Source organism: Sulfitobacter profundi, from assembly GCF_042661425.1.
Taxonomy (GTDB): domain Bacteria; phylum Pseudomonadota; class Alphaproteobacteria; order Rhodobacterales; family Rhodobacteraceae; genus Sulfitobacter; species Sulfitobacter profundi.
In genome coordinates this window covers 2,054,559-2,080,075 of the sequence record NZ_JBHSWA010000001.1, presented here as the reverse complement: position 1 = coordinate 2,080,075, position 25,517 = coordinate 2,054,559, and the positions used below count along the sequence as shown (strand labels likewise).

Genomic DNA, 25,517 nt, shown 5'->3' with positions numbered 1-25,517 from the left:
CATGTTGGACAATATGCCACGCGGGACGATCTGCATCGAAGACATCGAAATCGGGATGACACGCCATCTGCGTAAGGTCGTGACCGATACGGATATCGAGATGTTTGCGCAGGTCTCTACCGACCATAACCCAGTGCATCTGGATGACGATTACGCCCGCGACACGATCTTTGAAGGGCGCATTGCCCATGGGATGCTGACCGCCGGGCTGATCTCGGCGGTGATTGGTGAACAGCTTCCCGGTCACGGCACAATCTACCTCGGGCAATCGCTCAAGTTCCTTGGCCCCGTGCGCCCCGGCGACATGGTGCTGGCCGAAGTCACAGTGACCGACATGGACATCGCCAAACGTCGCGTAAAAATGGACTGCCGCTGTTCGGTCGATGGCAAACCGGTGCTCGCCGGTGAGGCCACGGTGCTTGCCCCCTCGGCCAAGCTAGACTGAGGGGACGGTTTCGCTGCCTGAGCATCTTGCCCTTGCGCCGCCGCGCAGCTAGGCAAGGCACATGCGGATCATCCGAGATTATCAATTCGTCGACCTTGCAGATCGCGGTGCCACCGCTGCGATTGGCAATTTTGATGGCGTGCACCTTGGCCACCGGTCGGTGATCGAACTTGCACAGAGTGCCGCCCCCGATGCGCCCCTTGGCGTCGTCACCTTCGAGCCGCATCCCCGCGAGTATTTCGCCCCCGATGCCCCGCCCTTCCGCCTGATGGGCCGCGAATCCCGCGCGCATCGGCTGGAAAAGATCGGCGTTAAGCGGCTCTATGAGCTGGCATTCAACAGCACACTGGCCAGCCTGAGCCCCGAGGCATTCGCCCGCGACGTGCTCCACGACGGGCTGGGGCTGGCGCATGTGGTTGTGGGCGCTGACTTCTGCTTTGGGAAGGGCCGCGCGGGCACGGCGGAAGATCTCGCCCGTTTCGGCGCGCAATATGGTTTCGGCGTCACCATCGCCCCGCTGATGGAGCGCGATGACCTCACCGTGTCCTCAACCGCGATCCGCGAAGCGCTGACGCGTGGTGAAACCCGCGAAGCGGCGGCGATGCTGGGTCACTGGCACCGCATCGACGGACCGGTGATCTCGGGCGAGCAGCGCGGGCGCGAGTTGGGCTTTCCTACCGCGAACATGTCGATTGACGGGCTGCACCCGCCTGCCTTTGGTGTCTATGCCGTGTTGGTGGATGTGCTCGCGGGGCCGCATAAGGGCAGCTATCACGGTGCGGCCAGCATTGGTGTGCGGCCCATGTTCGGTGAGAACAAAGCCAACCTGGAAACCTATCTCTTTGACTTCAAAGGTGATCTCTACGGCGCGCCGCTGTCTGTCGGGCTGGTCGAACACCTGCGCGGCGAAGAAAAGTTTGACAGCCTCGACGCGCTGATCACCCAGATGGGGGCCGACTGCGACCGCGCTCGAACCATTCTGGCGGCGCTATGAGCGATCCGATACCCCGCAAGGGCCTGACCCCGAAATTCTGGGAGAAGAAGCCGCTCAAAGAGATGTCGCAGACCGAATGGGAGGCGCTCTGCGATGGCTGCGGTAAATGCTGCCTGAACAAGCTAGAAGACGAAGATAGCGGCGAAGTGGCCCTGACCCGCGTCGCCTGCCGCCTGCTTGATGATAGCACCTGCCGCTGTGTGCATTACGAAAACCGGCATGAATTCGTGCCCGACTGCATCGTGCTGCGCCCCGACAACCTCGATACCCACGCCTATTGGATGCCCCAGACCTGCGCTTACCGCCTCCTGTGGGAGGGCAAGCCCCTGCCCGAATGGCACCCCCTGCTGACCGGCACTCCCGACAGCGTCCATGACGCCGGGGTCAGCGTGCAATTTGATACCGTGTCCGAATTTGATACCCCGTTCGAAGAATGGGAAGACCATATTATCGAGGAGCCCACCTGATGTTTTTCGCCTCTGACAACGCTGGCCCCGTCCACCCCAAGGTGATGGAGCGCGTGATCGCGGCCAATAGCGACTACGCGATGCCCTACGGCAAAGACCAGATCATGGATGAGGTGCGCGCGCAGTTTCGCGAACAGTTTGAGGCACCTGAGGCGGAGGTCTACCTCGTCGCCACCGGCACCGCGGCCAATGCGCTGGCGCTGGCCTGCTACACCCAGCCGTGGCAGACGATCTTTTGCTCCAAGGTCGCGCATATCGAAGAGGATGAGTGCAACGCGCCGGAGTTCTACGCAGGTGCGGCCAAGCTGACACTGGTAGAGACCGACGACAAAATGTCCCCCGACGCCCTGCGCCGCGCCATCGTCGCGCGGGCGGCGGGCGATGTGCACACGCCGCAACGCGGCCCGGTGTCGATCACGCAGGTTACGGAACGCGGCGGGGTGCATAGCCTTGAAGAATTGCAGGCGCTGACAGCGGTGGCCAAGGAATACGACCTGCCCGTACATATGGACGGCGCGCGTTTTGCCAATGCGGTGGTGGCTCTGGGCTGCACCCCGGCTGAGATGACGTGGAGATCGGGCGTTGATGTGGTCAGCTTCGGCGGCACCAAGAACGGCTGCATGGGGGTCGAGGCGGTGGTCTTTTTCGACCCCAAAAAAGCATGGGAATTCGAGCTGCGCCGCAAGCGCGGGGCGCATCTGTTTTCCAAACACCGCTTTCTGTCGGCGCAGATGGCGGGCTACCTTGCGGATGGGGCTTGGCTGGAAACGGCCAAGACGGCCAACGCAAATGCGGCGCATCTGGCCCAAGGGCTGCGCAAAGCGGGGGCGGAATTCCTACATGAGCCTGCGGCAAACATGATCTTTGCCCGCTTCCCCCGCGCCATTCACCGCAAGTTGCATGACGCAGGCGCGCGCTATTACCTTTGGGATGGCACGCTGGACGGCGATGGTAACGAGATGCTGGCCGCGCGGATGGTCTGCGACTGGTCGATCAGCCGTGACCAGATCGACCAGTTCCTAAGCCACTTCTAAGCAGTCACGCCAGCGGCACGTCGTTCAGGAAATCGCGTATCGCTTCGGCGACTTCGGCGGGGTGCGTGATCGGCACCATATGCCCTGCCCCATCGACTGAAACCCGCCGCGCGTTCGGCAGACGGCGCATCAGCGACGCATTGATCGCATGCGCAGCTTTGGGCGACCCGCTCCCCTCCACCAGCAGTGCGGGCATTGACGCGCGGTCGAACATGCCCGGCGCCAGCAACCCGGCGCTGTCCTCTCCGAGGAAGGGCGAAGAGGCGGGGATGAAACCGATCCGATCCACCATATAGGCGCGGGTCGGTTCGGGAATTTGGTCCCATTTCGTGCCATCGCCCCAGACCCGGTTGAACAGCCGTGCAGCGGTCTCCTTGTCGCCCTCGGCCAAGGCGGCCTCAAATGCCGCGTTCTGTTCATTGTATTCAGCCATCGCGTCAGGATCGTCCTGCTTGGCAGCGGCGAAATAGACTGGCTCAATCAGGGTAATGCTGCGCACCAATTCGGGGTGCTCGATCGCCAGCCGCAGCGCGACCGTCGCACCAAAGGAATGGCCAATCAGATCCATCGGCGCTTCGAGCAAGCTGAGCGCCATGTCGGTTGCTACGTCGTGGATATTGCCCTGCCCGTCCCAATCGCCGGACCGCCCGTGCATCGGCAGATCGAAGGCCCGCAGGGTCAGCTCGTCCGATAGGGCAGCCCCAACGCCCCGCCACGCACCGGAGTGCGCAAGCGAGCAATGGATCGCCAAGGCCGGGCGCGGGCCGTGACCGAAACGGCGCGCGTTGACCTCTGGGATCACAGCTTGCCCCCGAGGTGCAGATCAAGGTCTTCCAAACGGTCCTGTCCCCAGAACCGCTGATCCCCAACGATATAGAAGGGGGCGCCAAAGACACCTTGAGTGACGGCTTCCTCAAGGTTGGCGGCATAGGTCTCGGCCCCCTGCAGCAAGCCGCTGTTCGCCAGATCGGGGTCAAAACCGGCCTCTTCCAAACAGGCCCGGACCACATCGTCATGGCCGATGTCCTTTTCTTCGGCCCAGACGGCGCGGGTGATGGCATGGGTCAGCTTGCCCAGATCACCGCCCCCGGCATTCTGCGCGGCGATCACCGCATAGGCCGCAGGCGCGCCGTTGGTGGGCCAATGCGCGGGCTTGAGGTTGAAGGGCAGACCCAGCTTGCGCGCCTGACGCGGCAAGTCTTGCGCGCGGTACTCATTGCGGCTGGGGTGACGCTCTGCCGGGGGCATGCCGCCGGTGCGCGGGAAGGCCGCGATAATGTCGAAAGGCTTGTACACGATCTCAGCACCGTGCTTTTCGGCGATCTCCTCAAGCCGATTCCCGGCGAGGTAGCAATAGGGTGACAGGGTCGCGAAAAAATAGTCGATCCGGGCCATTTGGCTCTCCTTCGGGGGCGGTGTAGCTTTGCCCGACCGTAAGCGCATGCTAAGCGGTGTCAACGTCACGAATCTGCAACCTACCGCTGCCCCGGAGCCCCTATGCCACGCACTTCAGAACCAAAACTGATCTCAGGCAATGCCAATATGCCGCTTGCCAAGGCCATCGCGCGGCGCATGTCGCTGCATCGCGGCGTTAACGTGGGGCTCGTCGATGCGCGGGTCGAACGGTTCAACGACGGCGAGATTTTCGTCGAAGTTTATGAGAACGTGCGCGGCGAGGATATGTTCATCATCCAGCCCACGTCGAACCCCGCGAACGACAACCTAATGGAACTGATGATCATGGCCGACGCGCTGCGCCGGTCCTCGGCGGCGCGTGTGACGGCCGTTTTGCCCTACTTCGGCTATGCCCGTCAGGACCGCCGCACCAAGGCCCGGACCCCGATCACCGCCAAGATGGTCGCCAATATGCTGACCGGCAGCGGTATTGAACGGATCCTGACGATGGACCTGCATGCGGCGCAGATTCAGGGCTTCTTCGATATCCCGGTCGACAACCTCTACGCCTCGCCGATCTTTGCACTGGATATCAAAGACGCCTTCAAAGACCGGATGGATGAGCTGATGGTCGTCAGCCCCGACGTTGGCGGCGTGGCCCGTGCGCGTGAACTGGCCAAGCGGATCAACTCGCCCCTGTCGATCGTCGACAAACGCCGCGAGAAGGCAGGCGAAGTGGCTGAAATGACCGTGATCGGCGACGTGAAAGGCAAGACCTGCCTGATCGTAGACGACATCTGCGACACGGCTGGCACGCTGTGCAAAGCTGCCGAAGTCCTGCTGGAGAATGGCGCGAAGGAAGTACACTCCTACATCACCCACGGTGTCATGTCCGGCCCTGCGGTTGAGCGGGTCGAGAACTCGGTCATGAAATCGCTGGTCATCACCGACAGCATCGCGCCGACCCCTGCGATCAAGAAAGCGCCGAACATCCGCATCGTCCCGACCGCGCCGATGTTTGCCCAAGCGATCTTGAACATCTGGAACGGCACCTCGGTCTCTTCTCTGTTCGAGGCGGAAACGCTGGGCCCGATCTATGACGGGATGTACGCGGCAAGCTAGGCCGCAGACTGTGATCTAGGGCTGGCCTCCGCGGGCCGCCCTCCCCTGCTGGGACGCTCTCTCTCACCGAGCGATGCACCTAGCCGACGACCCAGTCGTCATCCCCCCCACCGCGCCAATCGCTGTCCATGCCAAACGCGCCCGTGCAACGCGGGTGTCGCCCCATGTGCGGAACACCATGTCAAAGCCAGTCTCGGTCACCGCCTCGGCGCCGATATCGGCGCGGGTGACGGTGCTGGCGTCGATGTCCCAAAGCGACATGCTCACCTGAACATGCGGCGGCTCCCGGAAGGGTTCTGAAAAGCTGATCCGGCGGCGGCGTTCGCGCTGGCCCTCGCCCGTCCACATCGATCCGCCGTCTTCGAAGTCAGAAAACAGCATGACATCGCCACTGTCCACGCCGATGGTATGGCTGCGAAGTCGTTTCATATCTCGGGCCTGCTTGAATTTAGGGTCACCGCGCAATGATGCCGCAGCAGGGGAGGCATAAAAGCAAAAAGCCCCGCCGAGGCGGGGCTTTTCACTGATTTTCAAAGCATTACAGGCTGGGCTGTTTGCTCGACAATCCGATGTGATCGCCAACGGCAACCATATCGGCCAAAAGCTTGGCTGCATCATCCACGGGACCGGGCTCGTTTTCCCAGTTGTCCTTGGCGCGGGCGTAGACGGCATGCGCCTCTGCCACCATGCTGTCCATCTGCTCCTGCGTCATGTCGGCGCGTGCCACGGCACGTTCCGCCAGCACAGACACGCCGCCCTGACCGCCGATTTCGGCGAAACCGCCGGTCACGACATATTCAGACGTGCCCTCCGGCCCTTCCACGCGCAGAAGGCCCGGACGCAGGGTGGTGATGGTGGGCGCATGATCGGCCATGGCCGTCATGTCGCCCTCAGTGCCCGGAATCTGCACGGCCGTCACCTGCATCGATGCCAGCCGCCGTTCCGGCGAAACGAGGTCGAATTGCATTGTGTCTGCCATTGTCAGCGCTCCTTAAGCGGCGTCTGCCGCCATTTTCTCGGCTTTCGCCTTCACGTCTTCGATGCCACCAACCATGTAGAAGGCACCCTCGGGCAGGTGATCGTATTCACCGGCAACCACGGCCTTGAAGGAGGCGATGGTTTCTTCCAGCGGCACCTGAACACCGTCGGAGCCCGTGAACACTTTCGCCACGTCGAAGGGCTGGCTGAGGAAACGCTCGATCTTACGCGCACGTGCCACGGTCAGTTTGTCTTCTTCGCTCAGTTCATCCATGCCGAGAATGGCGATGATGTCCTGAAGCGATTTGTAGCGCTGAAGCACCTGCTGCACGTCTGTCGCCACCTTGTAGTGCTCGTCGCCGATGATCAGCGGGTCGAGCAGACGCGAGGTGGAGCCAAGCGGGTCAACCGCCGGGTAGATGCCCTTTTCCGAGATCGAACGGTCAAGAACCGTTGTCGCGTCGAGGTGCGCAAAGGAGGTCGCAGGCGCCGGGTCGGTAAGGTCATCCGCAGGAACGTAGACGGCCTGCACGGAGGTGATCGAACCGGATTTGGTCGACGCAATACGCTCCTGCATCACGCCCATATCGGTCGCCAGCGTTGGCTGGTAGCCCACAGCCGAAGGAATACGGCCCAGCAGAGCGGACACTTCGGAACCGGCCTGCGTGAAGCGGAAGATGTTGTCGACGAAGAACAGAACGTCGGAACCGGATTCGTCGCGGAACTGCTCGGCCAGTGTCAGGCCGGTCAGGGCGATCCGCATCCGCGCACCGGGAGGTTCGTTCATCTGGCCGTAGACCAGTGCAATTTTCGATCGACGAGGTTGTCAGGGACGATAACGCCGGATTCGATCATCTCGTGGTAAAGGTCGTTGCCCTCACGGGTACGCTCACCCACGCCCGCGAACACCGACAGACCGGAGTGCACTTTGGCGATGTTGTTGATCAGTTCCATGATGAGAACCGTCTTGCCCACGCCGGCACCGCCGAAGAGACCAATTTTACCACCCTTGGTGTAAGGCGCCAGAAGGTCGATGACCTTGATGCCTGTCACGAGGATTTGTGTCTCGGTGGACTGCTCAGCGAACTCAGGCGCTTCGCCGTGAATGGCGCGTGTCGCGTCAGAGTTTACCGGACCCTGTTCGTCAACCGCGTCGCCGGTGACGTTCATGATACGGCCCAGTGTGGCGTTGCCCACGGGCACGCGGATCTGGTCGCCTGTGTCTGTCACGGCCTGACCGCGCACCAGACCTTCGGTCGCGTCCATCGCGATGGCGCGAACCGTGTTTTCGCCAAGGTGCTGCGCCACTTCGAGAACCAGCGTTTTGCCCTGGTTTTCGGTGTGGAGCGCGTTGAGAATCTCCGGCAGGTCGCCTTCGAATTGAACGTCAACGACAGCGCCGATGACCTGTGTGATTTTACCGACAGCATTTGCCATGTCGTTTCTCCGATTTGCTTACAGCGCTTCCGCGCCGGAAATGATTTCGATCAGCTCGTTGGTGATGACAGCCTGACGCGAGCGGTTGTACTGGATGGTCAGTTTGTCGATCATCTCACCCGCGTTGCGTGTGGCGTTGTCCATCGCCGACATCCGCGCACCCTGCTCGGACGCGCCATTCTCCAGCAGAGCCGAGAAGATCGCCGTGGCGACCCCGCGCGGCAGAAGATCGGCCAAGACCGCCTCTTCGCTGGGTTCATAGTCGAACAATGTGGACGCACCGCTGTCTTCGTCCGCGTCTGCTTCGAATTTGGCGGGGATGATCTGCTGCGCCGTCGGCGTCTGCATCACCACGTTCACGAACTTCGCATAGAAGATCGTCGCCACGTCAAATTCGCCCGCGTCAAAGCGGTTCAGCACGTCCTGCGCGATGTTTTGCGCATCACCATAGCCGATCTTTTTGACTTCGCTGAGGTCAACGTGACCGACCAGATGGTCGCCCAAGTCACGCCGCAGCGCATCACGGCCTTTTTTGCCAACGGTGAGGATTTTCACCTCTTTGCCCTGGGCCAGCAGTTCACGCGCATGGGCTTTCGCCTTCTTCGCGATGTTGCTGTTGAAGCCGCCGCACAGCCCGCGTTCGGCGGTCATGACCACCAGCAGATGCACTTTGTCTTCACCCGTGCCGCTAAGCAGCTTGGGCGCGCTATCGGAGCCGCCGACACTGGCCGCGAGCCCTGCCATCACGGCATTGAACCGCTCAGTATAGGGACGCGAAGCCTCGGCAGCCTCCTGCGCGCGGCGAAGTTTCGCCGCGGCAACCATTTGCATGGCCTTGGTGATCTTGCGGGTCGATTTGACCGACGCGATCCTGTTCTTCAGGTCCTTGAGATTTGGCATTGCCTTATCTCCCGTTTAAGCGAAGTCGGCGGCGAAACCGTCAATGGCGGCTTTGATCTTCTCTTCCAACTCGCCTTTGACCTTGCGGTCATTGTTGGTGATGTCCTTGAGAAGGTCGTCGTGCTTGCTACGCAAATGCGCCAGCATGCCTGCCTCAAAACGGCCGACATCTGCCAGAGCGACCTTGTCGAGATAGCCGTGTGTACCAGCGTAGATCACGCAGACGATTTCCGAGTTGGTCAGCGGCGCGTACTGCGGCTGCTTCATCAGTTCGGTCAAACGCGCACCACGGTTCAGCAGCTGCTGAGTTGCGGCGTCAAGGTCGGAGCCGAACTGAGCAAAGGCCGCCATTTCGCGGTACTGAGCCAGCGACAGTTTCACCGGGCCAGCTACGCTCGACATCGCCTTGGTCTGAGCCGAGGAGCCAACGCGCGAAACCGACAGACCGGTGTTCACAGCAGGACGGATGCCTTGGTAGAACAGTTCGGTCTCAAGGAAAATCTGACCGTCGGTGATCGAGATCACGTTGGTCGGAATAAACGCGGAAACGTCGCCACCTTGGGTTTCGATGATCGGCAGAGCCGTCAGCGAGCCGTTGCCAGCTTCGTCACCCAGCTTCGCGGAACGCTCAAGCAGGCGGGAGTGGAGGTAGAAAACGTCGCCCGGGTAAGCTTCGCGGCCCGGCGGGCGGCGCAGCAACAGGGACATCTGACGGTAGGACACGGCCTGCTTGGAAAGGTCATCATAGATGATCAGCGCGTGGCGGCCGTTGTCGCGGAAGTGCTCGGCCATCGCGGTGGCGGCATAGGGTGCGAGGAACTGCATCGGCGCAGGCTCGGACGCGGTCGCGGCCACAACGATGGAGTAGTCGATCGCGCCGGTTTCTTCGAGCTTTTTCACAAGCTGAGCAACGGTCGAACGCTTCTGGCCGATGGCGACATACACGCAGTACATCTTTTTGCCTTCGTCGTCGCCAGCAGCAGCGTTAACCTGCGCTTGGTTCAGCATCGCGTCGAGGGCGACAGCGGTTTTACCGGTCTGACGGTCACCAATGATCAGCTCACGCTGGCCACGGCCGATTGGGATCATCGCGTCAACGGACTTGAGGCCAGTTGCCATCGGCTCATGCACCGATTTACGCGGGATGATGCCCGGCGCTTTGACGTCGGCGATGCCGCGCTTGGTCGCGCCGATGGGGCCTTTGCCGTCGATGGGATTACCCAGACCGTCAACAACGCGGCCCAGCAGTTCGTCACCGATTGGCACGTCCACGATGGAGTTGGTGCGCTTGACGGTGTCGCCTTCTTTGATGTCACGGTCGGAGCCGAAGATAACAACACCCACGTTGTCCGCTTCGAGGTTCAGGGCCATGCCCTGAATGCCACCTGGGAATTCGACCATCTCGCCAGCCTGAACGTTGTCCAGACCATAGACGCGGGCGATACCGTCACCGACGGAGAGAACGCGACCCACTTCGGCCACTTCGGTTTCCTGACCGAAATCCTTGATCTGGTCTTTCAGGATCGCAGAAATCTCTGCTGCTTGGATACCCATTTATCCGACCTCTTTCATTACATTCTGGAGGGAATTGAGCTTGGAACGGATCGACGTATCGATCATTTTCGAGCCCACTTTGACGACAAGACCGCCGATGAGGCTTTCATCAACGGTCGCATGAAGTGATACTTTTTTGCCGGTGGAGGCATTGAGCGACTTGGTCAGCTTGTCCGCCTGCGTCTTGGTCAGCGCCTTGGCCGTGGTGACATCAGCGGTGATCTCGCCTTTGGCTTCGGCAATCGTCTCGCGCAGCGATTTAACCAGCGCGGGCAGCACAAACAGACGACGCTTTTGCGCCATCAGCGCCAGCGTGTTCGCCATGGTCTTGGTCAGGCCCATCTTGTCGGCCAGCACTTTGATCGCCCCGGCCTGCTGATCGCGGGTATAGAGCGGCGAAGAGATCAGGCGCTGAAAGTCATCGCTGTCGGTCAAGGCCGCTTCAAGCGCGTCAAGATCGCCCTCGATGGCATCGACCTGATTGGCCTCGCGGGCCAGATCATACACGGCTGTCGCGTAGCGTTCCGCGATGCCGGTGGAAATGGAAGCAGGTTCGGACACGTCCATCCTCTCGTTCAATAAGCGCCGGATATGCGAAGATGTCGCGTCACCAGCAGTTGGCGCGGCTTGAAGTTACCCAAGACGTCTAAATCAGGGGCGATGTAGCAGACAGGTTCGCGCCCGGCAACACAGTATAGGCAGGTAATGTTCCCACGCGCGGCAATATTACAAGGGCTGCTGCATGAAACGGCTTTTTGACGCAGGAAAATGCTGCCGTTGTGGGCGCGCCCGCGGGCCGAGGGCGAATCCATGGTCCCAATACGAGCTTAGCCCAGAGCGGCAAGGCCTAGACCGGCTTTGCCTGCGGCTCGCCGATGCCCTCCAACACCCCAATCGCGCGCCGCGCGGTGCTGCGCTGCGGACGACCCCGCGGCGGGTAGACCAGTTTCGTCGCCTCCACCAAGATCGCACCACCGCCCATCATCGTTGGCATTTGGCGACCGATTTTCTCAAACAAAGGGGCTGATTTCATCCAGATTCGCTGCTGTGAAGGGAACTGGAACAGCGCGCCAAGGTGCCGTTCAGGTAAAAATTGATGTTTGCGCAGCTGCGTCTCCAGCTGCCCCGGTGAATAAGGCCGCCCATAGCCAAAGGGCGTGCGATCCCGCCGCGCCCACATGCCTGCCCGGTTTGGCACAATGAACAGGGCCTTGCCCCCGGCCCCAGCACGCGCCAACATTCATCCAACAACTCACTGGGCCGCTCCGAGGTCTCAAGCCCGTGCATCAGCACCAGCTTATCGACCGCCCCCGTCTCTATCGGCCAAAGTGTCTCTTCGGTAAGGACCGATGTATTGGGCATCCCCGCAGGCCAGGGCATCACACCTTGCGGGCCGGGCATCAACACCATCACCCTTCGTGCATCCGCGAGATAGGGCCGCAGGAGGGGGCGGCAAAGCCAAAGCCAACGACGGTCTGCCCCTTCGCTTCGGGCCAAAGTTCCAGCAAGCGCCCGCGCAGGGATTTCTGCGCCGCACGTCCCAACGCGCTGCGATAATAGAAATTGCGCAGATCCTGTACATCAAGATGCATTGCAGCCCGCCTTGGTGAGTGTCACTCTGACCCGACCATAACAACACAGCGAGGTAAGACGCCATGGCCTTTGATCTGGTCACGATTCCATGTCTGTCGGACAATTACGCTTTCCTGCTGCGCGACCATGACAGCGGCGCGGTAGCGCTGGTCGATGTACCCGAAGCCGCCCCGATCATGGCAGAGCTTAACCGCCGGGGCTGGACGCTGAGCCAAGTCTGGTTGACCCACCACCACCCCGACCATGTCCAAGGGCTGGCCGAGGTCCTGACCCGCTTCCCCGCCGAAGTGATCGGGGCCAAGGCCGACGCTCACCGCCTGCCCCCGCTAGACCGCGACATGGCAGAGGGCGACACCGTTGAACTTGGCGCGCTAAAGGCCGGGGTGCTGGATGTCTCGGGCCACACCGTCGGCCATATCGCCTTTCACGTGCCGGATGCCAAAGCGGCCTTTACCGCCGACAGCCTCATGGCGCTTGGCTGTGGCCGCCTGTTCGAAGGCACGCCCGCGCAGATGTGGGACAGTCTGCAAAAGCTGGCCGCCCTGCCCGGCGATACGACGATCTGCTCCGGCCACGAATACACCGCCACCAACGCAAAATTCGCCCTGACCGTTGATCCGGATAATCCCGCCCTTATATCAAGGGCCAAGGACATCGACAGCGCCCGCGCCAAGGGGCAGCCGACCGTCCCCTCGCCGCTTTCACTGGAACTAGAAACCAATCCCTTCCTGCGCCCTTCCGACCCGGCCATTCGCGCGACATTGGGGATGCCAGACGCCACCGACACAGAAGTGTTCACCGAAATCCGCAGGCGCAAAGACCAGTTCTGAATGCCTGCAATCATGGCCCAAAGTCCTCGCTCACGGCAAATGTGACCGATTCGGACCAGAATCTTCTTGAAGATGGGCGATGATCAACCAAACTCTAATACTATGAGGCCATGGTCGGACCGGGGCCTGAGATATCTCAGCACCTCACCGACCCCGATCGAAAAGGAGCACGCCCGTGCCTTCATTCTCGACTACACTTGAGCAGGCAATCCACGCGGCCCTCGCGCTGGCAAACGCCCGCCGCCACGAATTTGCAACGCTCGAACATCTGCTGCTGGCCTTGCTCGACGAACCCGACGCCGTGCAGGTCATGAAAGCCTGTTCCGTTGATGTCTCTGACCTGCGCGAAACGCTGGTCGAATTCGTCGACGATGATCTGAGCAACCTGATCACCGACATTGACGGTTCCGAAGCGGTACCCACGGCGGCCTTCCAGCGCGTGATCCAGCGCGCCGCGATCCACGTGCAATCCTCGGGCCGGACCGAAGTGACGGGCGCGAACGTGCTGGTCGCCATCTTCGCCGAACGTGAAAGCAACGCCGCCTACTTCCTGCAAGAACAGGATATGACCCGCTATGATGCGGTGAACTTCATCGCCCATGGCGTCGCCAAAGACCCGGCATATGGTGAATCCCGCCCCGTCACAGGCGCACCAGAAGCCGAAGAAGAGGCCCAAGGTGTCACCGATGGCGACAAGAAGGAATCCGCGCTGGCGAAATACTGCGTGGACCTCAACGCCAAATCCCGCGAGGGCGATATCGACCCGCTGATCGGCCGCGAGGGTGAGGTTGAGCGCTGCATTCAAGTGCTCTGCCGCCGCCGCAAGAACAACCCGCTGCTGGTGGGTGATCCGGGCGTGGGCAAAACCGCCATCGCCGAGGGGTTGGCACGCAAGATCGTCGCCGGTGAAACGCCCGAGGTTTTGGCCAACACCACGATCTACTCGCTCGACATGGGCGCGTTGCTGGCTGGCACCCGCTACCGCGGTGATTTCGAGGAACGGCTCAAAGCTGTCGTGACCGAGCTGGAAGAACATAAAGACGCAGTGCTGTTCATCGACGAGATCCACACCGTGATCGGTGCCGGTGCTACCTCGGGTGGCGCGATGGATGCCTCCAACCTGCTGAAGCCTGCGCTTCAGGGCGGCAAGCTGCGCACCATGGGCTCCACCACCTATAAGGAGTTCCGCCAGCACTTTGAGAAAGACCGCGCGCTGTCGCGCCGGTTCCAGAAAATCGACGTGAGCGAGCCTTCGGTCGAAGACGCCACCAAGATCCTCAAGGGTCTGAAACCCTATTTCGAAGAGCATCACAGCGTCAAATATACCTCCGACGCGATCAAGACCTCTGTCGAACTGGCGCACCGCTATATCAACGACCGCAAGCTGCCTGACTCAGCGATCGACGTGATCGACGAAGCGGGTGCCGCACAGCATCTCGTGGCCGCCTCCAAGCGCCGCAAGACCATCGGTACCAAGGAGGTCGAAGCCGTGGTGGCCAAGATCGCCCGCATCCCGCCGAAAAACGTCTCCAAGGACGACGTGGTGGTGCTGAAGGATCTGGAAAGCTCGCTCAAGCGGGTGGTCTTTGGGCAGGACGATGCCATCGTGGCGCTGTCTTCAGCCATCAAACTGTCCCGCGCGGGCCTGCGCGAGCCGGACAAACCCATCGGCAACTACCTCTTCGCCGGACCAACCGGTGTGGGTAAAACCGAGGTGGCCAAGCAACTGGCCGACACGCTGGGCGTGGAACTGCTGCGCTTCGACATGTCGGAGTATATGGAGAAACACGCCGTCTCTCGTCTGATCGGCGCGCCTCCGGGCTATGTCGGTTTTGATCAGGGTGGCATGCTGACCGATGGCGTGGACCAGCATCCGCACTGCGTGCTGCTGCTCGACGAGATGGAGAAGGCGCATCCGGATGTTTACAACATCCTGTTGCAGGTGATGGACCACGGCAAGCTGACCGATCACAACGGCCGCACAGTGGATTTCCGCAATGTGGTACTGATCATGACCTCCAACGCTGGTGCTTCCGAGCAGGCGAAAGAGGCCGTAGGCTTTGGCCGCGAACGCCGCACTGGTGAGGACACCGCTGCGATCGAGCGGACCTTCACGCCGGAGTTCCGCAACCGCCTTGATGCCATCATCAGCTTTGCGCCGCTGCCGAAATCGGTGATCCTGCGGGTGGTCGAAAAGTTCGTGCTGCAACTCGAAGCGCAACTGATGGACCGCAACGTGACCATCGAACTCAGCAAGAAGGCCGCCGAATGGCTTGCCGACAAGGGCTACGACGACAAGATGGGCGCACGCCCCTTGGGCCGCGTGATCCAGGAGCACATCAAAAAGCCGCTGGCCGAGGAACTGCTCTTTGGCAAACTGGCCAAAGGCGGTGTGGTCAAGGTTGGCGTCAAGGACGACGCGCTGACGCTCAAGGTCTTGGGCACCGAAAGCAAGCGCCTGTCAGGTGATCGGCCCCCGCTGCTCACCGCGGAATGATCACACGGGCCGCGCTGGCCCTGATCCTCTCCTCCGCCAGCCCTGCGCTGGCGGAGGATGTGCAACTGGCCTTTCCGCTGGATTGCACCCTCGGGCAGGATTGCCACATCCAACAGTATATGGACCAAGACCCAAGTGCCGCGGCGCACGATTACCGCTGTTCGAGGCTGACCTATGACGGACACAAGGGCACCGATTTCGCCCTGCCCGACCGAGCAGCGATGGCGGCAGGTGTCACCGTTCGCGCAGCGGCGGCTGGCGTGGTCAAAGGGCTACGAGACGGCATGGCCGATGGCGCGCCACTCTCGAAAGTCCAAGGGCGCGAATGCGGCAACGGCGTGGTGATCGACCTCGGCCGCGGGTGGGAAACACAGTACTGCCACCTGAAACGCGGCTCACTGCGCGTGACGGACGGGCAAGAGGTCGCTGTCGGCGACGCTCTCGGGCTGGTCGGCCAGTCCGGCAAGGCCGCCTTCCCGCATCTTCACCTTTCGTTGCGCCACAATGGCAATCCGGTTGATCCATTCGCCCCCGAAGGCAACGGCTGCGAGGAACCAGCTGTGTCTCTCTGGCAAGACACCCCGCCCTACCGCCCCGGTGGGCTGATCGCGCTCGGCTTTGCGGACCGCATTCCCAGCTATGATGAAATCAAGGCGGGCGATGCCAATCACGACACCCTCCCCAAGGATGCGCCTGCCTTGGTCATCTACGGTTACAGCTATGGCACCCAAAAGAACGACGTGCTGCGCCTCAGCCTTGCGGGGCCAAGCGGCACCGTGATCGAAAGGGATGTGGTGCTAGAGAAACCGCAGGCGCAGTCGTTTCGTGCCATCGGCAAACGCGCCGCCGCCGGAACATGGCCCGCCGGGCGCTATCGCGGCACGGTTACCCTGCTGCGCGATGGCCGGGTGATTGACGAAAAGACCGGCGCGTTGACGCTGCAATAGGCCGGCTTTCCCCCGCTCACTTTTCGGTAAATTTAAGCTCGATCCGCCGGTTCTGCGCCCGCGCGGCTTCGGTATTGCCCTCGGCCACGGGCTGGTACTGGCCAAAGCCATTGGCCGCCAAACGATCCGGCGCGATGCCAAGGAAGTTGACCATATATTTGACCACCGACAGCGCCCGCGCTTGGCTCAGTTCCCAATTGTCCGCGAACGCCCCAAAGCCGGAAAGCGGCACATTATCGGTATGGCCATCGACACGGATCACCCAGTCGATCTCTGCCGGGATCTCGTCTACCACGCTGCGCAGAATGCCCGCCACCTTGGCAATCTCGCCCTGCCCGTCTTGGCTCAGCACCGCACTGCCCGGCCCGAAAAGCACCTCGGAAGAGAAGACAAAGCGGTCGCCTTCGATCCGCACGCCCTCCTGATTGCCCAGAAGGTCACGCAACCGGCCAAAGAATTCCGAGCGGTACTGGGCGAGGTTCTTGCTCTCCTCCTCCAGCCGCTTGCGCTCTGCCGCTTCGAGCTCGGCGCGACGCCGTTCCTCTGCCGCCACCCGTGCCAGCGCGGTGTTCAACTCGGACCCGAGCGATTGCAACTCAACCGATCTTGCCGCATCCCGCGCCACGGCATCGTCGAGCAGCGCCTGTAGGTTGCCCAGTTGCGCGCGCAGTTCCGCGACCTGCTGGTTCAGCAATTCGGTCTGACGCTGCGCCTCGGCGCTGACCGCCTTCTCGTCGGCCAAGGTCGCTTCGGCCTGCGCCAGTAGGGCGGCGCGGCGCTCGGCGGCGGTGGTCTTGTCCTCGGCCAGCGTTTCAGCGGCAAGCTTTGCCGCCAGCGCCTGCGCCAGACGTTCGCGCAGATCCGACTGCGAGCCGCTCAGTGCTTCGCCCTCTTGTTCAAGGCTCTGCACGCGGGCCAGCGCCTCGGCCAAGCGGGCATTCAACGCCTGCTCGGTCACCTCGGCCTGCGACAGTTGTGCGCGCAAGTCCTCTTCGGTGCCCTCTGCCGCGTCCAACTCTTCGGCCAGCGCGGCGCGCTCGGCCTCGAGACCTGCTCCGCTTTGTTCAGCCGCCTCCAAGCTCAGCAGAGTTGCGGCGAGTTCACTGTCCAGATCGCTTCGCCGCGCGCGCGGCGGCCAGCAAGGTCAAGGTGTCTTCGGCCTTCTTGCGCTGCGCCTCAAGCGAGAGGGTCATGGCCGTCAATTCCGCATCCGCATTCTCAAGCCGGTCGCGCAATGCCTGCGCCGCTGCGGCTTCGGCCAGACGGGCGGCTTCCTCGGCGCTGAGCGCCTCTTCAGCCTCTAATACCTCGGCGTTGAGTGCTGCGACCTCCGCCTCGGATTCAGCGTTCTGGGCACGCAGATCGGCCACCAGCGCATCCAGCGCCTCGCGCTTTGCCGCGGCCAGCCGGGCCGTTTCCGCCTGCGCGTCGACCTCTTCCCGCGCGGTGCTCAGCGCGAGGTTCAGCGCCTCTTGCTCATCCAGCAACGCGGCTTCGCGGTCTTCCAAGCTTCCGATGCGCGCCTGATCTTCGGCCTGCGAAGCCAGAAGGGCCGCCACCCGCGCCTCGAACCCGGTGATCTCGGCCTCGGCGGCCTGCAACGCGGCCTCTTGGGCGTCGCGTTCAGAGGTCAGCCCGGCGATCACCGCTTCTTGGCGCGAGACCTCATCGCGGGCATCGTTCAGTGAGGCATTCAGCGCCCCAAGCCGGGCCTCCAGCCGCGCAGTGGTGCGTTCCTCGACGCCAAGCGCTTGGGCAAGGGCCGCGACCTCTCCGGCCAATTCGTTCAACTCGCTCTCTTGGCCGCTGATGCGTTCGGTCAGGACGAATTGCACGACCATAAAGATCGTCAACACGAACATCAGAACCAGCAAAAGCCCGGTCATCGCATCGACGAACCCCGGCCAGATCGAGCCCTGAAACCGTGCGCCTGTCCGCCGGGAAAGTGCCATTACTGGTCCCCGCCACCGGGGACATCGCCGGCCCGCAGGCGACGGGCCTCAGGCGCGCGCTGCCCGGAAAGCGCCTTGGCCAGCAGTGAGATATCCTTGCGGAATTCGGCCATCGTCTCTTGCCGCCCGGCAGAAATCTCTTCGAGAATGCGCAGCATCTGCACGTCGATTGAGCGCAGCCGCATCCGGCTCTCCGCGTCGATCCCTTCGCCCGCCACTTGCCCTTCGAGCACGGCAATCAACCGGTCTTGCCCGTCGGCCACCCGATCAAGCGCGTTGTTCGTCGTCGTGTCATGCTCCATCCGCGTGGTCATCCGGTCCACGGCATCGGCAAGCTTGCCCAGCTTGTCGTCGACCATGGCGCGGCTGACGTCGGACTGGGTGAACATCTGCTGCATCTCGGCCATCTGTTCGACCATCTGGTCCATCACGCTGGCCATGATATTTTGGTCGCCCACATCGTCGCCCGAGGTCAGCCCGACCCGCGTGATGGAGCTTAGCCAATCTTCCAACTCTTGGTAGAAACGGTTCTGACCGTGGCCCGCAAAAAGCTCCAACAGCCCGACGACGAGAGAGCCCGCAAGCCCCAAAAGCGATGAGCCAAAGGCCACGCCCATGCCGCCCAACTGCGCTTCAAGCCCGGTCATCAGGCGGCCAAAGACATCAACCCCCGCCTCCCCTTCGCCGGGGGCGAGCGAGCGGATCGTGTCGACCACAGCAGGCACGGTCGTGGCAAGCCCGTAGAAGGTACCGAGAAGACCAAGGAAAATCAGCATGTTGACGATATAGCGCGTGATCTCGCGCACCTCATCGATACGTGAGGCGACAGAGTCGAGGATCGACCGGGTCGAGGCTGTGCTGACCTGCATCCGCGCACCGCGCTGGCGCAACAGCGACGCCAAAGGCGCCAGCAGCTGTGGCGGTTGCGCGTCGGGTTCGGCATTGTCGGCGGCAAAATCCTCAATCCAGCGGACCGAGCCGATCAGCTGCGTCACCTGATAGAAACAGGCCAGCACGCCGACGACGAAAACAAAGATGATTACCCCATTAAGCCATGGGTTCGCGGCAAAGATCGGCAGCACACTGGGCAGGGCCAAAAAAGCGCCCACGCCGGTCAATGCCAATACGATCAGCATCAGAGAAATCTGACGCACCGGTTGTGAAAACTGCGGTTTTGCCTTGCGGTCTGGCTGTGCCATGCGGCCTTTCCTGACCCTCTATTCTGCTCTTGGCGCAGCTTACACTGAAACGGCGCGGAGTTGCCAAGTTTTTATGAGGCCAAAGCCCTTACGCGATCATGCAACCACTCCAACGCGGGGTCATGCAAGCCCACTTCGGAAAGATGCACGGCAGTGTTGATTAAATACTCGGTATTTGGCCCGCGGCCGCCTACGGCGCGTGCAATGATCTGGGCCTGTTCTTCCAGTGGCAAGCCGCCGCAATATTGGTCATGCGCCGCGTCGATCACATAGGTCACCGCCTCCACGTCGCGGCCGTCGGTCAGATGCACGGTGAGGTTTTTCTCGACATAGGCCGAGGAGATCAGCTCACGTTCGCGCAGATAGTCCAGCGTCTGCGCCTCCTGCCCCGGAGCCACGCGCATCGCCATGCCTTCGCAGGCCGAGCGGACAGATTCGTCGAGCGCCAGCACCAGCCCCGGCTGCTCCACCGTGCCGCGGTGGTGGATCGAGTGCATGCAGAACGACCGCGCATAGCCCGGCAGCGTGGCGATCACGCTTTCCGCCACCTCAAAACCGGGGTTCCACAAAAGGCTGCCATAGCCAAATACCCACATTGTCATCCTGCTGGTCCTTTCTGCTGGCCTTCGGTAAACCGCATCTGAAGCACGATTTGAAGGGCTATCGAAATGCGGAAACTGGTTTGGCTGCTGATTGTGCTCGCCGTACTTTGGGGCGCGTGGTGGGCCACTGCGACGACGCAGATGCAAAGCACCCTGACCGGCCTGCTCGACACCCGCCGCGCGGCGGGGTGGGAGGTTACGCTCAAGGACATCAGCAAATCGGGATTCCCCCTCTCCTTGCAAAACCGGCTGAGCGGGCTTGCCGTGGCGGCCCCCGCCCGCGGCTTGGCATTTGAGGCCCCGCAGCTTGATCTTTCCGCCCCGGTCTGGTGGCCCGGCGACCTTTCTGCGCGCGCCTCGGTCGCAAGCGCCGCGCTGCCTGCAGGCGCGCTGCCCTTGACGCTGAACATACGTGACCTGCGTGCCGATCTGGCGCTGCACCCCGGGACCACGCTGCAACTCGAAGCGATTGAGTTCCGCAGCACGCATCTTGAGGTCAATGGCCCCGACGGGCTGTTGCTGGAAGCCGAAGAGCCCCGGATGCGGGTCACGCAGTCTTCGGGCGCGGCGCGGGACTATGACATTGCCTTGCTGCCCGGCGGAATCACCCCCGGCCCGCTGCTGCGCAAGGTTCTGGGGGACGGCGCGGTGCAGCCCGGCGGGCAGCCGATCCTGTCTGCGCGGATGGCCGTGACCTTTGCCCGCCCGCTGGATCGTCACAGCGCGGTGGCGGGCACCCTGCCGCAGATCGATGCGCTGACGGTTGAGAATGTCGATGCCGCATGGGGCGACGTGGCTCTGGGCGCCGAAGGCGCGCTGACCTTTGATGCCGAGGGCATTCCCGACGGGGTGCTGAGCCTGCGGGTCACCAATTGGACCAAACTGCTTGATGCGGGCGAACGTGGGGTTTCCTGCCGCCCTCCATGCGCGGGCAGGTGAATACCATGCTGCGGCTGTTGGAGGCGCGGGGCAGCACGCCGGGCGGTCTGGATCTTGATCTGGTCTTTGCCGATGGGCAGATGGTCCTTGCGGGTCTTCCGCTTGGCTCGGCACCGCGATTAATCCAGCCGTAAGCGGGCCTTAGCGGCAGTAGCTGCCGCTGCGATACCGCGCCGTGTCGAAATGGAAATGGTCTTGGTGATAGCGGTCCGCTTCTGGCCCAAGCACCGTGCCGAACGGCCCGCAAGCGCCCCGGTGCATCCGCCGCATCGCCTTGCTGCTGCGGCGGGCGCGCCAGCCTTTCAACACGGTGACCAAGCTGCCGTCCGCCAGTTCAAACCCGGAGATATCAATCGCGCGGCCCTTACCGTGCTCGGATATCTTGCCGCCTTTGCGGTTGTTCCGCGTCCGGCAAGCGTAATGCGCCGCGACCCTTAGCTCTTTCAGCCCGCCGCCCTGCCCCGCCAAAGCGGGCACCGCCGACTGGCGCACCCATGTGTCCAGCGCCTTGGCCGTGGTGCAATCCATCACCGCGGCATTGCTGAGCTTGATGCCTGAGACGGAGCGCACTTTAACCGCGTTCTCGACCCCGCAACCGTTGATCTTGCCGGGCACCCGGCCCACCGGCGTGCCCTGTATTGCCAAGTCTCCGCAGACCGCGCCCTTGGCCAACATCTGCCGACGTGCGCGGGCGGCTTTCTCGATCTTGCGGCTGCGCAGCGCGGGGCGAAGCGAGGTTTCCATCCCCCGCCCCCTTCAGCGGCAGCACGGGCGGCGGGGTCACGCTTGGGCTGTTCAATCGCGCCCGAGGGCACGACGATCAGCGGCAAGGTATCCCCATTGTCCCGCGGGACCGGGCGTTGCGAACTGTCCGGCCCCGCAGCGAGGGCGACTTGCCCCAGCACAATCAGCGGCAGGACAGCCCAGCCCTTCATGACTTGCGTGCCCCCGGCCAAAGTCGGGCGCATCGGTGTCCTGCCCCGCCTCGATAATGCCGCGCCGGATCGCGCGGGTGCGGGTGAAATAGGCGTGCAGATGATCGCCGTCGCCGGTGCGGATCGCGCGTTGCAGGGCAAAAAGTTCTTCGGTGAAGCGGCCAAGGATCTCCAGCGTGGCGTCCTTGTTGGTCAGGAACACATCGCGCCACATGGTCGGATCGCTTGCCGCGATGCGGGTGAAGTCCCGAAAACCGGCGGCGGAATATTTGATGACTTCGCTGTCGGTCACCCGGCGCAGGTCGTCGGCCACGCCCACCATCGTATAGGCGATGAGGTGCGGCGCATGAGAGGTGACCGCAAGCACCAGATCGTGATGCTCGGCGTCCATCTCTTCGACATTGGCGCCCGCCCCTTCCCAAAGCGCGCGCAGCCGGGCGATGGCGTCCGCGTCGGTGCCTTCGACCGGGACCAGCAGACACCAACGGTTGTCGAAAAGCTCGGCAAAGCCGCTGCGCGGGCCGGAATGCTCGGTCCCTGCCAGCGGGTGAGCAGGGATGAAATGCGCGCCTTCGGGCAGATGCGGCCCCACCTGCGCGATTACGTCGGCCTTGACCGAGCCCACATCCGTCACCGTGGCACCGGGGGCCAGATGCGGCGCGATTTCGGCGGCGACGGCCCCCATGACGCCGACCGGTACGCAGAGCACCACCAGATCGGCCCCCTTAACGGCTTCGGCGGCGCTGTCGCAGACGCGGTCGCAGAGGCCGATCTCGCGCGCCGTGGCGCGGGTCTCGTCGCTACGGGCATAGCCTGTGACTTCGCCCGCCAGCCCACCGCGCTTCATCGCCCAGAAAAGCGACGAGGCGATCAGCCCCAGCCCGATCAGAGCGACCCTGTCATAGACCTGAGCCATCAGCTGCCCCCTTGAACTGCCGCACCGCATGGACCACCCGGCGGCAGGCGCTTTCGTCGCCTACGGTGATGCGCAGGCAGTTGGGCAGGTTGTAGCCCGCCACCCGGCGCACGATCAGCCCTTGGGACTTGAGGTAGTCGTCGCAGGCCTCCGCCTCGGCCTGATTGGCGAAACGGGCCAACACAAAATTGGCAAGCGAGACATCCGAGGCCACGCCGATCTCGGCCAGCGCATCGGCGAGCCATGTGCGCCAGCGGGCGTTCTCGGCCCGGCAGTGGTCGGTATAGGCCCGATCACGCATCGCCGCTTCGGCAGCGTTGAGTGCGGCCTGTGAGAGGTTGAACGGCCCCCGCACGCGGTTGAGGACGTCGATCACATGGGCGGGTCCATAGCCCCAACCGATGCGCAGACCGCCCAGCCCGTAGAGCTTGGAAAAGGTGCGCGTCATCACGACGTTATCGCGCCGGTCCACCAGTGCGGCTCCGCCGTCGTAGCCCTCGACATATTCGGCATAGGCCCCGTCGAGCACCAAAAGCGCCTGCGGCGGCAGCCCCTCGGCCAGCCGCTCGATCTCGGCCAGACCGATCATCGTACCGGTCGGGTTGTTGGGGTTGGCGATGAACACCAGCCGCGTGGCGTCGGTACAGGCGGCGAGGATGGCATCTACATCGGTCACCCGCTCACGCTCGGGCACCTCCACGGGCGTGGCGCCCGCGGCGAGGGCAGAGATGCGGTACATGGCAAAGCCGTGTTCGGTGTGCACCACTTCGGTCCCCGGTCCGGCATAGGCTTGGCAAAGGAAGGCGATGATTTCATCCGAGCCCGCGCCGCAGATGATCCGCCCCGCATCAAGGCCCAGCACCTCGGCGATGGCGGCGCGCAGCGCGCTATGATCGGAAGACGGGTAGCGATGCAGATCATAGGCCGCGCGGCGGTAGGCTTCGACGGCGGCAGGGCTGGGCCCCAGCGGGTTTTCGTTCGAGCTGAGTTTGACCACATTATCAAGGCCCGCGACATGCGCCGCACCCCCTTGATAAAGGTCAATCTCCATAATGCCCGGTTGCGGTGCGATCTGTGTCATCTCGCTCTTTCCTCACGCTACTGCCGCCCTTCTATCGGGGCCGCAGCGGTGATGCCAGAATCATTCTGCATCCGCGCCTGCCCCGGACAGGCTGTTGCATTGCTGCGCCCCGGCCCGGCCCCGCGCAAAGAAAAAGGCCGCGCGGTGTGCACCACGCGGCCTTTCGATTGTCGACTGGCGAAGAAACTTAGTTCTTCGCGTAGAATTCCACGACGAGGTTCGGCTCCATCACAACCGGGTATGGCACGTCGGACAGACCGGGTGTGCGCACGAAGGTTGCTGTCAGTTTGGAGTGATCCGTCTCAAGGTAGTCAGGCACGTCACGCTCGGGCAGCTGAACCGCTTCGAGAACGGAAGCCAACTGCTTGGAACGGTCACGCACTTCGATGACGTCACCCTCTTTCACGCGGTAGGAGGGGATGTTCACTTTTTTGCCGTTCACACGAACGTGGCCGTGGTTCACGAACTGGCGCGCTGCGAAAACGGTCGCAACGAACTTGGCGCGGTACACAACGGCGTCCAGACGACGCTCAAGCAGACCGATCAGGTTTTCACCAGTATCGCCTTTAACACGCTCGGCTTCGCCGTAGATGCGGCGGAACTGCTTTTCGGTCAGGTCGCCGTAGTAGCCCTTGAGCTTCTGCTTGGCGCGCAGCTGGATACCGAAATCGGAAATCTTGCCTTTACGGCGCTGACCGTGCTGGCCGGGGCCGTATTCACGACGGTTCACCGGGGACTTCGGACGACCCCAGATGTTTTCGCCCATGCGGCGGTCTAGTTTGTGCTTGGCAGCTGTGCGTTTTGTCACGGCTGTTCTCCTTTATAAGGCCCCGAGGGGCGGTAAAGGGCGTTGTCCTTTGGCCGAAGCCCGACAGGCTTCCCCTTGCGGGGTCCACCAACACCAATGAAGGGGCGCTTATACGGTGCCATGGCCGGGAGTCAACGGGGGATTTCAGCAGGGGCAATACGCCCCGCCCTACCGCGCCATCGCCGCACAGGGGCCGTGGCGGTGGCAGGTCAGAATATGATCGTTCACCAGCCCGCAGGCCTCCAACCACGCATAGGTGATCGTCGGCCCACAGAACTTGAAACCGGCTTTCTTCAGGTCTTTACTCACCTGTTCTGACAGCGCGGTTTTCGGCGGGACCTCAGCCTGTGTGGCAAAGCCGGGCTGCAACGGCACCCCATCCACATAGCGCCACATGAAGCTGTCAAAGCCCTCGCGTGCCTCAAGCTCCTGCCAAGCACGGGCATTGGTAATCGCGGCCTCGATCTTGCCCCGATGGCGGATGATGCCCGGATCGCCCAGCAGGCGCGTGACATCCGCCTCGCCCCACTCGGCGATCTGATGCGGATCAAACCCGGCGAAAGCGGCGCGAAAGTTGTCGCGTTTTTTAAGGATCGTGATCCAGCTCAGCCCGGCCTGAAACCCATCCAGGATCAGCTTTTCCCAAAGCGCGCGGCTGTTATATTCGGGCACACCCCACTCGGTGTCATGGTAGGCTTGGTAAATCGGGTCCTCCCCGGCCCAGTCACAGCGCTGCATCTTTGCGTCTCCTGCCCGTGATCCACCGCGGAAAACGCCGCTGATTAAGACCGTGTTATCACCTTTGCGCCCATACCCACGGCAGGACAGAAAGAAGAGTACCGCCGTGCCCCGTCGATTCCAACGCCCTATCGCCGATATCCCCCCGGAGGGG

The 25,517-nt window shown here is 62.6% G+C and carries 23 protein-coding genes and 4 pseudogenes; 10 read left to right on the top strand and 17 right to left on the bottom strand.

Going from position 1 to position 25,517, the window contains the following annotated elements:
- The first annotated feature begins 1 nt into the window (after position 1).
- The 4 genes from ACFQAU_RS10875 to ACFQAU_RS10860 all read left to right on the top strand — a co-directional run bounded on the left by ACFQAU_RS10875 (position 2) and on the right by ACFQAU_RS10860 (position 2,940).
- Positions 2–445 carry a MaoC family dehydratase gene (locus ACFQAU_RS10875; RefSeq protein ID WP_067940580.1) on the top strand — a complete coding sequence of 148 codons (444 nt, stop codon included), beginning with the start codon at positions 2–4 and terminating at the stop codon, positions 443–445.
- Between the two features lie 61 nt (positions 446–506).
- Positions 507–1,439, top strand: coding sequence for a bifunctional riboflavin kinase/FAD synthetase (locus ACFQAU_RS10870; protein ID WP_132444282.1), 933 nt, complete (start codon positions 507–509; stop codon positions 1,437–1,439).
- Entirely contained in the window at positions 1,436–1,906 is a 471-nt protein-coding gene (locus tag ACFQAU_RS10865) for a YcgN family cysteine cluster protein (RefSeq protein ID WP_120351725.1), read from the top strand. Before ACFQAU_RS10870 ends, ACFQAU_RS10865 begins: the two co-directional genes overlap by 4 nt.
- Positions 1,906–2,940 (top strand): threonine aldolase family protein, encoded by a 1,035-nt coding sequence (locus ACFQAU_RS10860; RefSeq protein WP_132444281.1) that lies wholly within the window; start codon positions 1,906–1,908, stop codon positions 2,938–2,940. Before ACFQAU_RS10865 ends, ACFQAU_RS10860 begins: the two co-directional genes overlap by 1 nt.
- Positions 2,941–2,944: 4 nt before the next feature.
- Here ACFQAU_RS10860 and ACFQAU_RS10855 read toward each other — a convergent pair whose 3' ends face one another.
- Together ACFQAU_RS10855 and ACFQAU_RS10850 are read right to left on the bottom strand one after the other, a co-directional pair.
- Positions 2,945–3,742, bottom strand: coding sequence for an alpha/beta fold hydrolase (locus ACFQAU_RS10855; RefSeq protein WP_120351727.1), 798 nt, complete (start codon positions 3,740–3,742; stop codon positions 2,945–2,947).
- A complete protein-coding gene (locus tag ACFQAU_RS10850; protein WP_120351728.1) occupies positions 3,739–4,335 on the bottom strand; it encodes a 2-hydroxychromene-2-carboxylate isomerase in 597 nt (198 codons plus the stop codon). The genes ACFQAU_RS10855 and ACFQAU_RS10850 overlap by 4 nt, the downstream gene beginning before the upstream one ends.
- 102 nt (positions 4,336–4,437) lie before the next feature.
- On the opposite strand from ACFQAU_RS10850, the gene ACFQAU_RS10845 reads away from it, so the two are divergent.
- Positions 4,438–5,457, top strand: a complete 1,020-nt coding sequence (locus tag ACFQAU_RS10845; RefSeq protein ID WP_120351729.1) for a ribose-phosphate pyrophosphokinase — start codon at positions 4,438–4,440, stop codon at positions 5,455–5,457.
- A 63-nt stretch (positions 5,458–5,520) separates the two neighbouring features.
- Here the strand turns inward: ACFQAU_RS10845 and ACFQAU_RS10840 are convergent, their stop codons facing one another.
- The 7 genes and pseudogenes from ACFQAU_RS10840 to ACFQAU_RS10810 all read right to left on the bottom strand — a co-directional run bounded on the left by ACFQAU_RS10840 (position 5,521) and on the right by ACFQAU_RS10810 (position 11,918).
- Positions 5,521–5,886, bottom strand: coding sequence for an H-type lectin domain-containing protein (locus ACFQAU_RS10840; protein ID WP_386282196.1), 366 nt, complete (start codon positions 5,884–5,886; stop codon positions 5,521–5,523).
- A gap of 109 nt (positions 5,887–5,995) precedes the next feature.
- Complete coding sequence (locus ACFQAU_RS10835; RefSeq protein WP_093927008.1) at positions 5,996–6,436, bottom strand: F0F1 ATP synthase subunit epsilon; 441 nt, start codon at positions 6,434–6,436, stop codon at positions 5,996–5,998.
- Positions 6,437–6,448: 12 nt separating this feature from the next.
- Positions 6,449–7,872: pseudogene (gene atpD, locus ACFQAU_RS10830) on the bottom strand (F0F1 ATP synthase subunit beta).
- An 18-nt stretch (positions 7,873–7,890) separates the two neighbouring features.
- Entirely contained in the window at positions 7,891–8,772 is an 882-nt protein-coding gene (locus tag ACFQAU_RS10825; RefSeq protein WP_067629562.1) for a F0F1 ATP synthase subunit gamma, read from the bottom strand.
- Between the two features lie 15 nt (positions 8,773–8,787).
- Complete coding sequence (gene atpA, locus ACFQAU_RS10820; protein ID WP_132444279.1) at positions 8,788–10,326, bottom strand: F0F1 ATP synthase subunit alpha; 1,539 nt, start codon at positions 10,324–10,326, stop codon at positions 8,788–8,790.
- Positions 10,327–10,887: a F0F1 ATP synthase subunit delta gene (locus tag ACFQAU_RS10815; RefSeq protein ID WP_206054286.1), complete on the bottom strand. Its 561-nt coding sequence runs from the start codon at positions 10,885–10,887 to the stop codon at positions 10,327–10,329.
- Positions 10,888–11,173: 286 nt separating this feature from the next.
- Positions 11,174–11,918 (bottom strand): annotated as a pseudogene (locus ACFQAU_RS10810) (hypothetical protein).
- A gap of 63 nt (positions 11,919–11,981) precedes the next feature.
- Here ACFQAU_RS10810 and gloB point away from each other — a divergent pair.
- The 3 genes from gloB to ACFQAU_RS10795 all read left to right on the top strand — a co-directional run bounded on the left by gloB (position 11,982) and on the right by ACFQAU_RS10795 (position 16,193).
- On the top strand, positions 11,982–12,749 hold the full coding sequence (gloB, locus tag ACFQAU_RS10805; protein ID WP_132444276.1) for a hydroxyacylglutathione hydrolase: 768 nt from the start codon (positions 11,982–11,984) through the stop codon (positions 12,747–12,749).
- A gap of 175 nt (positions 12,750–12,924) precedes the next feature.
- Positions 12,925–15,246 carry an ATP-dependent Clp protease ATP-binding subunit ClpA gene (clpA, locus tag ACFQAU_RS10800; protein ID WP_132444275.1) on the top strand — a complete coding sequence of 774 codons (2,322 nt, stop codon included), beginning with the start codon at positions 12,925–12,927 and terminating at the stop codon, positions 15,244–15,246.
- Complete coding sequence (locus tag ACFQAU_RS10795; protein ID WP_132444274.1) at positions 15,243–16,193, top strand: M23 family metallopeptidase; 951 nt, start codon at positions 15,243–15,245, stop codon at positions 16,191–16,193. The genes clpA and ACFQAU_RS10795 overlap by 4 nt, the downstream gene beginning before the upstream one ends.
- A gap of 16 nt (positions 16,194–16,209) precedes the next feature.
- Here ACFQAU_RS10795 and ACFQAU_RS10790 read toward each other — a convergent pair.
- From ACFQAU_RS10790 to ACFQAU_RS10780, 3 genes and pseudogenes are all read right to left on the bottom strand, one after another.
- A pseudogene (locus ACFQAU_RS10790) lies at positions 16,210–18,145 on the bottom strand (peptidoglycan -binding protein).
- Positions 18,145–19,344, bottom strand: coding sequence for a biopolymer transporter ExbB (locus tag ACFQAU_RS10785; protein ID WP_132444272.1), 1,200 nt, complete (start codon positions 19,342–19,344; stop codon positions 18,145–18,147). The pseudogene ACFQAU_RS10790 and the gene ACFQAU_RS10785 overlap by 1 nt, the downstream one beginning before the upstream one ends.
- Before the next feature lie 71 nt (positions 19,345–19,415).
- Positions 19,416–19,946, bottom strand: coding sequence for a gamma-glutamylcyclotransferase (locus tag ACFQAU_RS10780; protein ID WP_132444271.1), 531 nt, complete (start codon positions 19,944–19,946; stop codon positions 19,416–19,418).
- Positions 19,947–20,012: 66 nt separating this feature from the next.
- On the opposite strand from ACFQAU_RS10780, the gene ACFQAU_RS10775 reads away from it, so the two are divergent.
- Together ACFQAU_RS10775 and ACFQAU_RS10770 are read left to right on the top strand one after the other, a co-directional pair.
- Positions 20,013–20,885, top strand: coding sequence for a DUF2125 domain-containing protein (locus tag ACFQAU_RS10775; protein WP_386282183.1), 873 nt, complete (start codon positions 20,013–20,015; stop codon positions 20,883–20,885).
- 5 nt (positions 20,886–20,890) lie between these two features.
- The gene (locus ACFQAU_RS10770) at positions 20,891–21,019 is read left to right on the top strand and encodes a DUF2125 domain-containing protein (RefSeq protein WP_386282180.1); all 129 of its coding nucleotides are present in this window, start codon (positions 20,891–20,893) and stop codon (positions 21,017–21,019) included.
- 7 nt (positions 21,020–21,026) lie between these two features.
- Here ACFQAU_RS10770 and ACFQAU_RS10765 read toward each other — a convergent pair.
- The 5 genes and pseudogenes from ACFQAU_RS10765 to ACFQAU_RS10745 form a co-directional block, all read right to left on the bottom strand.
- Positions 21,027–21,790: pseudogene (locus ACFQAU_RS10765) on the bottom strand (extensin-like domain-containing protein).
- On the bottom strand, positions 21,681–22,736 hold the full coding sequence (locus ACFQAU_RS10760; protein WP_386282178.1) for a prephenate/arogenate dehydrogenase family protein: 1,056 nt from the start codon (positions 22,734–22,736) through the stop codon (positions 21,681–21,683). The pseudogene ACFQAU_RS10765 and the gene ACFQAU_RS10760 overlap by 110 nt, the downstream one beginning before the upstream one ends.
- Positions 22,720–23,817 (bottom strand): histidinol-phosphate transaminase, encoded by a 1,098-nt coding sequence (gene hisC / locus ACFQAU_RS10755; protein ID WP_386282176.1) that lies wholly within the window; start codon positions 23,815–23,817, stop codon positions 22,720–22,722. The genes ACFQAU_RS10760 and hisC overlap by 17 nt, the downstream gene beginning before the upstream one ends.
- A 187-nt stretch (positions 23,818–24,004) precedes the next feature.
- Entirely contained in the window at positions 24,005–24,625 is a 621-nt protein-coding gene (rpsD, locus tag ACFQAU_RS10750) for a 30S ribosomal protein S4 (protein ID WP_007118979.1), read from the bottom strand.
- A gap of 168 nt (positions 24,626–24,793) precedes the next feature.
- Complete coding sequence (locus ACFQAU_RS10745; protein WP_132444269.1) at positions 24,794–25,363, bottom strand: DNA-3-methyladenine glycosylase I; 570 nt, start codon at positions 25,361–25,363, stop codon at positions 24,794–24,796.
- Positions 25,364–25,517: the final 154 nt, after the last annotated feature.